The organism is Clostridium sp. BJN0001, assembly GCF_022869825.1.
Taxonomy (GTDB): Bacteria; Bacillota; Clostridia; order Clostridiales; family Clostridiaceae; genus Clostridium.
In genome coordinates this window covers 2,640,817-2,652,830 of record NZ_CP094971.1, presented here as the reverse complement: position 1 = coordinate 2,652,830, position 12,014 = coordinate 2,640,817, and the positions used below count along the sequence as shown (strand labels likewise).

Here is a 12,014-nt window from a genome sequence, read left to right as displayed (position 1 = left end):
AGATTGATTTGATATTTTGTTCACTATATAGTGGAAGCAGCGGAAACAGTATGTTTATAGCATCAGAAAAAACAAAAATACTTGTTGATGCAGGGCTTTCTGGTAAAAAAATAGATCTTGCCTTAGATAAAATTGATCAAAATCCAAGAGAACTCGATGGAATATTCATAACTCATGAACATAGTGATCATATAAAAGGGGCTGGAATATTATCTAGAAAATACGATTTACCTATCTTTGCAAATGCAGATACGTGGGACGCAATGAAGGATCAGCTCGGTAAAATAAAAGAAAAGAATATTAAGCTAATAGGAAAGAGATCTGTTACTGAGATAAAGGATATGAATATTCTTTCTTTTAATATTCCTCATGATGCGGTTTCACCTATGGGATATACAATAACAGATGGGGAAAAAAGCGTAAGCATAGCAACAGATATTGGAACATTTACAAGTGAGATATTTGAAAATACAAAAGATTCAGATGTTGTTCTTTTAGAGAGCAATCATGATGTAAATATGCTAAAATTTGGACCGTATCCATATTCTTTAAAAACAAGAATTTTAAGTGAAATTGGTCATCTTTCGAATGATGACTGTGGAAGTGCAGTTGTAGATTTACTTAAGGTAAAAGAAAATAGAAGAATAATATTAGGTCATTTAAGTAAAACAAATAATCAACCGGATTTAGCTTATCAGACTGTTGTTAATATTTTAAATGAAAATGGAATTGATCATAAACAAGATATTAAATTGACTATGGCAAATAGATATAATCCAAGCCAGTATATAGAGATGTAATGTATTAGTTTAAAATTAAAAATTATATATAAAGAAACCTAAGGAGGACAAAAAAATGAGTTTATATAAAGATTGGACTGACATGGTAATAGAGTATGTTAAAACTAAAGGGGAGAAAGCTTTCTGGGCTGAATATAGTAAGCTTGAGAAATCAATTTATAAGGATCTTTTAGGAAATCATAAGACTGTTAAGAAAACAACAATAGAAGATTTAGCTAAAGAATATGATTCTTCAATTGAATTTGTAATGGGATTTATTGATGGAATAAATGATAGCTTAAAAAAAGAGTACGATCTTGAAAAGTTAGAAAAGAATACAGAGATAGTATTAGACTTAGACTTAGAAAAACTTTATTATAATATGCTAGATGCTAAAGCAGATTATTTATATGATCTTCCTCAGTGGGAAGCTATATTCTCAAAGGAAAAAAGACATGAAATTCAAAAGAAGTTTAAAGATTCTAAGACAGTAAGAAATTTAAATAAAATTGGAAGAAATGATCCATGTCCTTGCGGAAGTGGCAAGAAGTATAAAAACTGCTGTGGAAAGGCAAAATAAATATGGACGAAAATGTATTGTTAATTAATAAAAAGCGAATTGAAAGAACAATTGATTCACTAAAGAAAAACAATATTAATGGATATTATATTTCATCAAAAGAAGAACTTATTAAAAAGATAAAAGAAATTGTACCAGAAGGAAAGACTGTTGCTTCTGGTGGTTCAATGACATTATTTGAAACTGGAGTAATAGATCATTTAAGAAGCGGAAGGTACAATTATTTAGACAGAGATAAAGAAGGACTTTCGAGAGAAGATATACAGAAAATTTATAGAGAAGCTTTTTCAAGTTATTGCTATTTTGGAAGTACAAATGCGATAACTGAAGATGGAGAGATTTACAATGTAGATGGTAATGGTAACAGAGTTGCAGCTATGTTATTTGGGCCTCAAAAAGTCATACTAGTTGTAGGTGTAAATAAGATTGTATGTTCTATTGAAGATGCAGTTAAAAGACTTAAAACCATTGCAGCACCTGCAAATGCAGTAAGGCTTAATAAGAAAACTCCATGTGCTTCTGTTGGACATTGTATGAACTGTAATAGCAGTGAAAGAATATGTAATGAGTATACTGTTATAAAAAGGCAGTCTGATGATTCAAGAATGCATGTATTATTTTTAAACGAAGACTTAGGATATTAGAAAAAAGGGGCTATTGTGCTAAATAGTTAGTACACATAGCTCTTTTTTTCCATATAAATTAAGGAGATAAATTATGAACGTAACGTTAATTACGGTAGGAAAACTTAAAGAAAAATATTTAAAGCAAGCAGTTGACGAGTATTCAAAAAGACTTTCAAGGTATTGCAAACTTAATATAATAGAACTTCAAGATGAAAAGACTCCTGAAAATGCTTCAGAAAAAGAAGAGGATAATATAAAAGAAAAAGAAGGAAAGCTGATACTCAATAAAATAAAAGATAATTCATACGTAGTAGCTCTTGACCTTAAAGGAAAGCATTTAACTTCAGTAGAATTTTCTAAATTTATATCTGACTGTACGGTAATGGGAAATTCAGATATAGCATTTGTAATAGGCGGAAGTCTTGGACTTTCGAGTGAGGTTCTTAAAAGAGCAAACTATAAATTATGTTTTTCTAAAATGACATTTCCTCATCAGCTTTTTAGGGTAATGCTCCTTGAACAAATATATAGAGCTTTTAGAATTATGAAGAATGAACCGTATCATAAGTAAATGTGCTTTTTAGCAGTTAGATTAATTGAATACATGTAGTATTGTTATGTAAATATTCTAAATTTCAAGTTAGAAATTAGGAACTTGTAGGATAGAAAAGATGATAGAGATAATAGCATATGAAATGCAGTTTTCAAGTAAAACTGTCCAAGAAGCAGATATAAAGTTAGAATCATTTAGCGATGATTTTTATTTAGAATATGAAAAAACATATAATCAATGTTTTTTTGATATGAGAAAAGCCTTAAATGTAAAACCATATAATTTTTATTCCGCAATTGAGCAATTAGATAACAAAAAACAAAATATTTATGTTTATTTTCTATAAAAATTTGATATAATATAAATAAGAAAAGCTTAGTGCTAGAGCGCTAAGCTAAGTCTTAGAACATTTATTTTGTTTTAGGGCTATTGGATTTTAACTAAATATGTTAAGAAGAAAAAGTGCTAATCTTGTGAGGATGGGGCACTTTTTTCTTTGCTTTTAACTTCTATGTCAAGACCAAGAAACTTAATCTTAATTTTTAAATGATGTATAAAAGATTATGTTTTAGAATTAATCTAATTACATAAATGACTGATATACACTTTATCAAAGTATTAAACATATCCAATACCACCCCCTAACTATGATGAAATATTCACCAATAGTCCAAGGGGGATAAAACGTTCAAAACCCCCGTAGCCATCCCACTACGGAATCTTAAATTTGTACTTTAGAATTATACCATAATTATGTAGAACATATACACAAGAATAAAATGGAAAAACTTCATTAACTCTTAGTTATTGACATTACTTGGTTAAGGCTATTTTTATAAGAAAAATGCCATATCACAAATAATAGGATAAAATCTTGCTGGAAAATTTTAAAAATTAGATTGTTTTTTATTTTAAAGCATTATATGATTATTTCAGACATCGGTGTACTAAAAAATAGGAGAATAATCAGTGATGATAGATGAGGAATATTATGAAATGATTTTTAAAAGAAAATCATTTAGAAGATTTAACGACACCATTAAGTTATCCAATGAAGAATTACATGATATTGAAGAAAAAATTAAAGGTTTAATATCCCTTGTAGATAATATAGAAGTTAAATACAGGATTGTACCAAGAGCTGAAACTACTTGTAAACGAGGGGAATATTGTTTGCTAATTTATAGTGAAGAAAAAGTAAATTACTTGTTAAACCTTGGATATATGTTTGAACAGTTGGATTTATATTTGGCTTCTAAGGATATTGGTGTATGTTGGTATGGAATGGGTAAAACAGAAGAATCAGAATATCAAAACTTGAAATTTGTGATTATGATGGCTTTGGGTAAAAGTAACCCTAGTGAATTTAGAAAAGATTATACAAAATGCAAGAGAAAAGAAACACAGGAAATTTGGACAGATATTTCAGGGTTAGAAACCATAGCAGATGTTGTAAAATATGCTCCAAGTGCCTGTAACACACAACCATGGAGAGCTGTGTGTGAAAAGAATAAATTGAAAATATATAGAACAACCAATATTAAATCTATTATGCCTAAAGACAAAGTACCATTTTATAATTCAATTGATATGGGAATTTTTCTATATTTTTTAGAAGTAACTTTTGTGCATAACAATATTTCTTTTCAAAGGTCTTTACCTAAGTATAGAATAGCATTTTATATGATGTTAAAAAATTTAAATATCTTCAAAATAAATAAAGAGCAAGCATTATTTACATGACTAAATTTTAGTCAAAGTATTTAATGCTTGCCTTTTTTAGTATATTATTATTTTATATTATTCTTAGAAAGGAAAAAAGCAGAGCAACACCACCGACCAAAGTTTTGTTGCTCTGCTAACCATAAATTCTATGATAACTAATATTTATGATACAAAAATCATATCTAATTTAGATTCAAAAATCAAGTCATTAACGCAAAAATCCTATGATAAATTTATTAAAGACATAGATTTTCACAAACTTACTTGTTCCTGCGGAAGGTCCGGGCAGCTTGTAAAGCATGGTTATTACAAGAGAACTGTTAAAAACAGTGATGGCAAGATATCTATAACAATTCTTAGAGCAAAGTGTACATGTTGCAATAAAACTCATGCTATATTTCCAGAGTGTATTGTACCTTATTCTCAAATTCTTTTATGTGATCATATTTCAATTATTAATGCTTATAATTCCAAAGCTTCTTTTGAACCCATTATGATAGCTAATGAATTTATCGATGAAAGCAATATTTTTTATATAATAAAACAATATCTAGAGCATTGGAAGGAACGTATTACTTCATTTAAAATTTCATTAGATTTAAGTATTTCAAAGCAATGTTTAAAAAACTTTAAAAGACAATTTATGCAAATTAAATGCACCAATAATATTTTATTTTCGTAAAACCACATAACTTAGTTTTACTGTTAATTTATGTAGATATAAGCTTATATTGTAATAAAACAAAGGAGGCTTTTTCAAAATATGGACGAAAAAACTAGAAAAGAAATAGCACTTTTCAGGTACGGAATCTTGGCTCCTCTGATAAGTGGTACTTATGATGAAAATAAAAGTGTTAAACAATTTTTCCGAGATGCCGCAGGCAAAGTATATCAGACTCCAGATGGTGAAGATACTAAGGTAGCTGCTGCTACTCTTGAACGTTGGTATTACAATTACAAGAATAAGGGCTTTGAGGCACTCATACCTGTAAAACGATGCGACACTGGAAGAACACGTAAATTAGATTCTGATATTACAGAACAGATTAAATATTTAAAACAAGAATATCCAAGAATCCCAGCAACACTTATCTATCAAAAGCTTATTAACAATGGAACTATTGTTAAAGGAGATATTTCACTTTCAACAATTAATAGGTATGTTAATGTTCTTAAGCTTGAGAATAAATATTCTAAAAATAAAGATATGAAAAGATATGAGCGTGCTCATATAAATGAAGTATGGTGTGGTGACAGCAGCGTTGGACCTTATTTGAAGGTAGATGGTAAAAAGAAACGCGTTTACATAATAGCACTTATTGATGATGCTTCAAGATACATAACAGGAATAGATGTATTTTTTAATGATAATTTTGTAAATCTTATGTCTGTTTTAAAATCTGCTGTTACACGATTCGGGAAACCTAAAATCTTAAACTTTGATAATGGTGCTTCATATAAGAACAAGCAAATGGAACTTTTAGCAGCTAGAATAGGTACAACTATTAGTTATTGTGCACCCTATACCCCACAATCAAAAGCTAAAATTGAAAGGTGGTTTCGTACATTAAAAGATCAATGGATGTCCCAGCTTAATATGAATGATTTTAATAATTTAGATGAACTTAGGATAAGCCTTATTTCATATGTTAATAGCTATAATCAGCATATACATTCTTCTCTAGATGGACTATCTCCACAGGACAGGTTTTTCAAGGAATCTCACATGATTAAAAGGCTTACAGATGAACAAATTGAAACTTCCTTTTTACTTGAATATGAAAGAAGAGTATCAGCCGATAACGTAGTTATGATAGATGAAACAGAATATGAAGTTGATTATAGATACTCAAAACAAAGAATAACCCTAAGATATTCACCTGATTTAAGCAAAATTTATGTAGTTGATAAAAACACTCCTGAACTTACAGAAATAAAGCTTTTAAATAAGCATGATAATTCTGTTATAAAAAGGGAAAAAATAAAACTTACTGGAGGTCAAGAATAATGGATTATATAAGTAGATATGGAATGGATTTTAATCCGTTTATAAAAAATTCTAAGGAAATAGTAGTAGAAACTTCTGACTATAAAGAAGTTATTTGTAGACTTAATTATTTACTTAATAATAAAGGTTTCGGAATCCTGACCGGAGGTCCAGGGCGAGGTAAAACTACAATAATAAGAAACTGGTCTAATAGCCTTAATTCATCACTTTATAAAGTTATTTATAGTTCCCTTTCTACACTTACTGTTGCAGAATTTTATAAAAATATGGCTGCCCAGCTTGGACTAGAGCCAATGTGCAGAAAAATTGATAATTTCAAAATTATCCAAAATGAAATAACTAGATATTCAGTTGAAAAACGTATAACTCCTGTAATAATTATTGATGAAGCTAATTATGTAAGTAATGGAATACTTAATGATTTAAAAATGCTTTTTAATTTTGACATGGATTCAAGAGATCGTGCAATAGTACTTCTTGTGGGGCTTCCTCAGTTAAATAATACCATGAGGCTAGTTGCTAATGAGCCTTTAAGACAACGTATAACAATGAATTATAATTTAGATAATCTCACAAAATCAGAAACTAAAGACTATATATTAGCAAAGCTTACTGGTGCTAAATGTAATACTGATATTTTTGATGATACCGCTCTTGAAGCAATTGCTAACGCTTCGAACGGAGTTCCTAGAATTGTTAATAAAATCTGTGATTCTAGCCTTATGATAGGCAATACAAAAAATATGAATACAATTGATAGTGACATAATAATGCTTGCTGTTAATGAAACTGAACTTGGATAAAAGTAAAATCTGCAAATATCAATAAGGTATTTGTGGATTTTTTTGTAATATTCAGAATATTTATCATCATAAACCGTAACGAAGTAGCCTCATTTTCATTGAAGATTTTGAAGAATATATTCATTTTTAGCATCAAATAAAGTTATGATATTAGCATCAAATAATTTGACGTTCAATACAATCTCCCACCATTCCTACATTTCAATTTTTATACCCATAAACCTTGAACACTATTTTTGACCAAAAATGATGGTATCAAATACCACTTATGCGTTCAAGGTTTAGTGTAATTTCCCTTAAACCTTGAACATTTTGCCCCTTTTAAATTTCCAATTTATTTCCCATAGAAATTCTTCATATTTCCCTGTTTTCATCCTGTTATCAAATCACCTCTAAAGCATGTATTTATCTAGGTTTACAGTCTTTTTATTTTTCCTTCATTTCTTGCAATAATTCCCCTTTCAGGTCGGATAGCGAAGCATCAATAATTCAAGGTTTATGAGGTTTTGTTCAAGGTTTAGTGTCATAAGAGCTTCTTCATATATTCCTTGTATTTATCCTTGTATCTCTCATTATTACTGGTCTTAGTCCTGTTTTCTTCTTCATTTATCCCCATAAAGTTTGAACAGATAAGTAGTATCTGATACTTCTTATCTGTTTAAGATTTAGTGTCTTTTCCATTAAAGATTGAACAGAACTTTTTCATTATTATAATAGGACTAACTAGCTATCGCTCCGAATGGCTTTATTCCTAGGTTCCTGGCATTTCTATTGATTGAGTATTTCCTATTATTTTCTTATCTATTTGCTACTTCGAAGCATGAAAAAAAGAGCTAGGGATTTTCTCATTAGCTCTCTATTTTGCTTGGTTTATTCTGTTTTTGCTTCTCCCTTTTGGGTTTCCAGGCTTTATTCTCCATTGGGTTTTTGGTTTTGTTCAGGGTTTATGGGGTTTGGGCTGGTTTTCGGGGAGAAACGGGGGAATTGTTATTTAATTACATTTGTTGGGACAAAAGGACGCACGTCTCCACATGTTTTGAGACAAGTTTATAGCTGTCAAGAAATATTGGCTCAAATGCTTTTATCGAAAATTCCCTCTGTGGAAACATATCCACAGAGGGAATTCGTATGTGAGAACATATCAGTCAAAGTATGGTTTTATTACATAGCTCCTCTAATACAGTTCTTAGGAAAAAATGCTTCCCAAACACTATCTCCCATATAAACTTAAGTGGTTCGTTACTTAAATATTTTTGACCTGGGATTTTAATACTTCATAACCTAATTTGTCGATAACATGTTCAATGTCTTTTATAGATACTTTTTCATCGTCAAATTCCACCCTCACCTTACTTGAATTAAATAGTACTTTTAAACTCTCTTTACTTACCCCGTCCAAAGATTTCACACCATTCTCTATTTTTTGCATACAAGACGGACATGTTAATGTTTCTAATTGAATCGTTGCTTTTTGCATTTTCTTCTCTCCTTTAGTTTATATCGATTTTATTATACTCGATTATTATCATCATTAAATTGATTTACATCAACAGCTTAATTTGTTGTTTATTTTCATAGTTTGTAGCGTAGCAACCTCATGCCATTTAAAATGACCACTAATATGCTTGCTTCGTGTACTAACATTCCGATTGACATATTCATCCAGTCACTAAAAAATACGCTAGCTAACAGGACTAATACAACTCCAACTGCAATAAAAATATTTTGTCGCATGTTATTAGCTGTCGCTTTTGTTAAACCTAGTGCATGTGGCAAGAGACTAAAATCTGAATTCATTAAAACAACATCTGACGTTTCTATGGCTACATCTGTTCCGCCTCCCATGGCAATTCCAATTTGTGCTAGAGCTAGTGAAGGACTATCATTTACTCCATCTCCAACAAATGCCACAATTTGACCTTTTTCTTGTAACTCTTTAATATATGTTGCTTTATCTTCTGGCAACATATGTCCATGAGCTTCTGTAAGTCCTAGTTCACGTGCTACTAAATCAACTGTTCCTTGGTTATCACCAGAAAGAACTACTAGATTTTTAACACCAAGTTTTTTCAACTTTTTAAGATCATCTTTTACACCCGGGCGAATTTGATCACGAATACCCATCAATGCCTTTAATTCACCATCAACTGATGTTAAAACAAGTGAATTTCCATTTTTCTCAAATCTGGCAATATCTGCACGAGCTTTTTCACTTAAAAGAACATTTTCTTGCTCCATTAGTGCCACATTACCGACTGCAACTTTATGACCTTCTACATGAGCTACAATTCCTCCACCTTTTACAACATCTGTTTTTTCAACTGTATATAATTTTATATCTCCAATATATTCTACAACTGCTTTTGCTAATGGATGATCTGATTCCTTTTCAACACTTGCTAGATACCCTAATACTTCATTTACATTATCTGCATAAATTTCTTTATCAGCTACTTTGGGATTTCCTATTGTTAATGTACCTGTTTTGTCAAATACAATGGTATCTAGTCTGCTAAAATCACTAATAACCTCGCTACCTTTTAGAAGGACTCCATGACGTGCTCCATTGCCAATCCCCGCGACGTTTGAAACCGGTACACCGATTACCAATGCTCCTGGACATCCTAAAACTAATATTGTAATTGCAAGTTCAATATCCCTTGAAAATATCCATACAATAAAAGAGAGAACCAAAACAGCTGGTGTGTAGTATTTAGAAAATCTATCAATGAAACGTTCTGCTTCTGATTTTGAATCCTGTGCTTCTTCAACCAACTCAATGATTTTACCAAAAGTAGTATCCTCACCTACACGATCAGCAGTGATTTGAATAGTTCCATTTTCTAAAATTGTTCCGGCATATACCCTCGAACCTTCCTTTTTACTTACAGGAACCGCTTCTCCGGTAATACTTGCTTCATTAATATGCCCTTCTCCTGTTAACACTGTACCGTCAACTGGGATTTTTGCACCCGTTTTAACAAGCAAAATATCTCCTACATCAACTTCATCTATTTCTACTTCTTCAAACTCACCATTTTCCACTTGTTTTAAGGCACTTTCTGGTGCTATTTGAGTTAATTCTTTAATTGCAGAACGTGTTTTATTAAGTGTCCTTTGTTCTAGATAAGCTCCAAATAGAAATAAAAATGTAACAATTGCTGATTCTTCGTAGTTTCTAATTATAAAGGCTCCGATAACTGCAATGGTAACTAAAACATCAATACTAACTACTTTGACTTTTAATGCTTGATACGCTTGAATCGCAATAGGTAAAACTCCCAAAATTGAAGCAATTACTAATGCCCATATGGCTATTTGTTCGTTTTCGAAGCCTAATTTACTGACAAATGCCATTATTATTAAGATTGCACTTACTATTGTAATATGGTTTTTTCTTCCTAATATAAATTTTTGCACATTCATACTCCTCCCTATTAGATTATTTATATCTTTTCATTGCTTTGTTTATTTTCTTTTATGCTTCATATGCTTTATCTAATTCTGCTAACATGTTATATACTGCTTCATAACTTTCGCATACATCACCTGGAACTGTATAATTATCTGTGATTTCACGTAATTTTACAAACTCCTCTTTTAAGTCCGGCTTTTCTACTCCCGCATCTTTTGCTTTCTTTGCAAGTTCATCATATACTTTACGAACCTGGTAGAATTCTGGATGATTTCCTCCATGAACTTTTGCTACAACTGGAACATATTGTGCTAATGTTTTTAAATGAGTTTCCTTTACTTGATTAAAATTTAATTGTCTTGACATATTTTTTTCCTTCTTTCTTGTTTTATTTTTTCTTTATCTTGATTATATAATACTATAGATTGAAAGAAATTAAATTGATCTAAATCAAGTTTAGTCTTTTTTAAATGTTTTAATAATTTTTACTACTATTTTACTTTATATTATCACATCTATACCAACAACAATCCATCTAAATCCAAAATCTCAATCTTTCTACCTGATTTTTGTTTTATATATCCTTCATTTTCAAGGTCAGCTAACTTTCTACTAATAGTTTCTGGAGTAGTTCCTAGATAAGAGGCTAAATCCTTTTTACTCATTGGCAATTCAATTTCCATTGGACCATCTCCGCTTTCCATGCATTCTGCAAGAAACAGTGCTAATCTAGTATCTACCTTCTCTATGGCAAATCTAGTTGTTTGTTTTTCTGATGTTTCTAATCGGTTAGAGAATTCCGATAAAATCTTCAAAGATATAGTAGGGTACTTTAATAAAAATTCTTGTAAATCATTTCTACTAATCATACATACATCGGTATCACTCATTGCTTCTGCATATGCTTCCTGAATTGATTCGCGAAACAAGGCAAGCTCTCCAGTGAAATCGCCTGGATTTAATATTCTCACTAATTGTTCTTTTCCTGATTCAGACAAACGGTAAATTCGAATCTTCCCTTTACTTACAATATATAACAAGTCGGATATATCTCCCTCTCGGTAAATTACTTCACCCTTTTTAAAAGAGGTCGATTTCGTTACTTTCATAATTTCATCCATCTGTTCTCCTTCTAAATGATTAAAGATCGGAACTACAGTGATACATGAAGCATGTGAAGCTGACTCATGTCCTTGATGATGAGTGTGAGTAACATCGTGATACCCTTGTTTTTCTATATATTGATTTTTAATTTCATGCATCAAATCCTTTTTTTTCATTTGAATGCCCCTTTCATATTCTCTCTTAAGGTCTCTTTAGCTTTTTCCAAGTATCCACGAGTCCAGTAAATGTAGGTAAACTTATCCGGATGAATAATTGCGTTATCATCATAGTCAGGATTTTCCAGTGTACTTTTTAGACGTCCTATTTCTTGCTTAAGTCCTCGGATGGCGGTCATTATTTCTTCCTTTGTCTTTCCTTTGAGATACTCTTCATAGTAACTTTCCGGACTAATCATTATATT

At 30.8% G+C, this 12,014-nt stretch carries 14 protein-coding genes; 9 read left to right on the top strand and 5 right to left on the bottom strand.

Annotated elements, in window-relative coordinates; all coding sequences use genetic code 11:
- Positions 1-8 precede the first annotated feature (8 nt).
- From MTX53_RS12805 to MTX53_RS12765, 9 genes are all read left to right on the top strand, one after another.
- Positions 9-800: an MBL fold metallo-hydrolase gene (locus MTX53_RS12805; RefSeq protein WP_244834122.1), complete on the top strand. Its 792-nt coding sequence runs from the start codon at positions 9-11 to the stop codon at positions 798-800.
- Positions 801-855: 55 nt separating this feature from the next.
- A complete protein-coding gene (locus MTX53_RS12800; protein WP_244834121.1) occupies positions 856-1,359 on the top strand; it encodes an SEC-C metal-binding domain-containing protein in 504 nt (167 codons plus the stop codon).
- Between the two features lie 2 nt (positions 1,360-1,361).
- The gene (locus MTX53_RS12795; protein WP_244834120.1) at positions 1,362-2,003 is read left to right on the top strand and encodes a lactate utilization protein; all 642 of its coding nucleotides are present in this window, start codon (positions 1,362-1,364) and stop codon (positions 2,001-2,003) included.
- A gap of 73 nt (positions 2,004-2,076) precedes the next feature.
- Complete coding sequence (rlmH, locus tag MTX53_RS12790) at positions 2,077-2,556, top strand: 23S rRNA (pseudouridine(1915)-N(3))-methyltransferase RlmH (protein ID WP_244834119.1); 480 nt, start codon at positions 2,077-2,079, stop codon at positions 2,554-2,556.
- A gap of 100 nt (positions 2,557-2,656) precedes the next feature.
- A complete protein-coding gene (locus tag MTX53_RS12785; RefSeq protein WP_244834118.1) occupies positions 2,657-2,884 on the top strand; it encodes a hypothetical protein in 228 nt (75 codons plus the stop codon).
- Between the two features lie 626 nt (positions 2,885-3,510).
- Positions 3,511-4,281 (top strand): nitroreductase family protein, encoded by a 771-nt coding sequence (locus tag MTX53_RS12780; protein WP_244834117.1) that lies wholly within the window; start codon positions 3,511-3,513, stop codon positions 4,279-4,281.
- Between the two features lie 130 nt (positions 4,282-4,411).
- Complete coding sequence (locus MTX53_RS12775) at positions 4,412-4,945, top strand: DUF6431 domain-containing protein (RefSeq protein ID WP_244834116.1); 534 nt, start codon at positions 4,412-4,414, stop codon at positions 4,943-4,945.
- A gap of 81 nt (positions 4,946-5,026) precedes the next feature.
- Positions 5,027-6,271, top strand: a complete 1,245-nt coding sequence (locus tag MTX53_RS12770) for a DDE-type integrase/transposase/recombinase (protein WP_244834115.1) — start codon at positions 5,027-5,029, stop codon at positions 6,269-6,271.
- Positions 6,271-7,074: an AAA family ATPase gene (locus tag MTX53_RS12765; protein WP_244833337.1), complete on the top strand. Its 804-nt coding sequence runs from the start codon at positions 6,271-6,273 to the stop codon at positions 7,072-7,074. Before MTX53_RS12770 ends, MTX53_RS12765 begins: the two co-directional genes overlap by 1 nt.
- A 1,243-nt stretch (positions 7,075-8,317) precedes the next feature.
- On the opposite strand, the gene MTX53_RS12760 is transcribed toward MTX53_RS12765, so the two are convergent.
- From MTX53_RS12760 to MTX53_RS12740, 5 genes are all read right to left on the bottom strand, one after another.
- Positions 8,318-8,551, bottom strand: coding sequence for a heavy-metal-associated domain-containing protein (locus MTX53_RS12760; protein WP_012658662.1), 234 nt, complete (start codon positions 8,549-8,551; stop codon positions 8,318-8,320).
- 95 nt (positions 8,552-8,646) lie between these two features.
- Positions 8,647-10,494, bottom strand: a complete 1,848-nt coding sequence (locus MTX53_RS12755; RefSeq protein WP_348521786.1) for a heavy metal translocating P-type ATPase — start codon at positions 10,492-10,494, stop codon at positions 8,647-8,649.
- A 58-nt stretch (positions 10,495-10,552) separates the two neighbouring features.
- The gene (locus tag MTX53_RS12750; RefSeq protein ID WP_047001639.1) at positions 10,553-10,855 is read right to left on the bottom strand and encodes a hypothetical protein; all 303 of its coding nucleotides are present in this window, start codon (positions 10,853-10,855) and stop codon (positions 10,553-10,555) included.
- Between the two features lie 149 nt (positions 10,856-11,004).
- Positions 11,005-11,769: a Crp/Fnr family transcriptional regulator gene (locus tag MTX53_RS12745; protein ID WP_244834113.1), complete on the bottom strand. Its 765-nt coding sequence runs from the start codon at positions 11,767-11,769 to the stop codon at positions 11,005-11,007.
- Positions 11,766-12,008, bottom strand: coding sequence for a hypothetical protein (locus tag MTX53_RS12740; RefSeq protein ID WP_244834112.1), 243 nt, complete (start codon positions 12,006-12,008; stop codon positions 11,766-11,768). The genes MTX53_RS12745 and MTX53_RS12740 overlap by 4 nt, the downstream gene beginning before the upstream one ends.
- Between the last annotated feature and the right edge of the window lie 6 nt (positions 12,009-12,014).

Excerpts from the sequence above, each read along its gene's own strand:
- MTX53_RS12800 (WP_244834121.1), top strand. The coding sequence starts at position 856 with ATGAGTTTATATAAAGATTGGACTGACATGGTAATAGAGTATGTTAAA.
- MTX53_RS12795 (WP_244834120.1), top strand. The coding sequence starts at position 1,362 with ATGGACGAAAATGTATTGTTAATTAATAAAAAGCGAATTGAAAGAACA.
- rlmH (WP_244834119.1), top strand. The coding sequence starts at position 2,077 with ATGAACGTAACGTTAATTACGGTAGGAAAACTTAAAGAAAAATATTTA.
- MTX53_RS12785 (WP_244834118.1), top strand. The coding sequence starts at position 2,657 with ATGATAGAGATAATAGCATATGAAATGCAGTTTTCAAGTAAAACTGTC.
- MTX53_RS12780 (WP_244834117.1), top strand. The coding sequence starts at position 3,511 with ATGATAGATGAGGAATATTATGAAATGATTTTTAAAAGAAAATCATTT.
- MTX53_RS12775 (WP_244834116.1), top strand. The coding sequence starts at position 4,412 with ATGATAACTAATATTTATGATACAAAAATCATATCTAATTTAGATTCA.
- MTX53_RS12770 (WP_244834115.1), top strand. The coding sequence starts at position 5,027 with ATGGACGAAAAAACTAGAAAAGAAATAGCACTTTTCAGGTACGGAATC.
- MTX53_RS12765 (WP_244833337.1), top strand. The coding sequence starts at position 6,271 with ATGGATTATATAAGTAGATATGGAATGGATTTTAATCCGTTTATAAAA.
- MTX53_RS12760 (WP_012658662.1), bottom strand. The coding sequence starts at position 8,551 with ATGCAAAAAGCAACGATTCAATTAGAAACATTAACATGTCCGTCTTGT.
- MTX53_RS12750 (WP_047001639.1), bottom strand. The coding sequence starts at position 10,855 with ATGTCAAGACAATTAAATTTTAATCAAGTAAAGGAAACTCATTTAAAA.
- MTX53_RS12745 (WP_244834113.1), bottom strand. The coding sequence starts at position 11,769 with ATGAAAAAAAAGGATTTGATGCATGAAATTAAAAATCAATATATAGAA.
- MTX53_RS12740 (WP_244834112.1), bottom strand. The coding sequence starts at position 12,008 with ATGATTAGTCCGGAAAGTTACTATGAAGAGTATCTCAAAGGAAAGACA.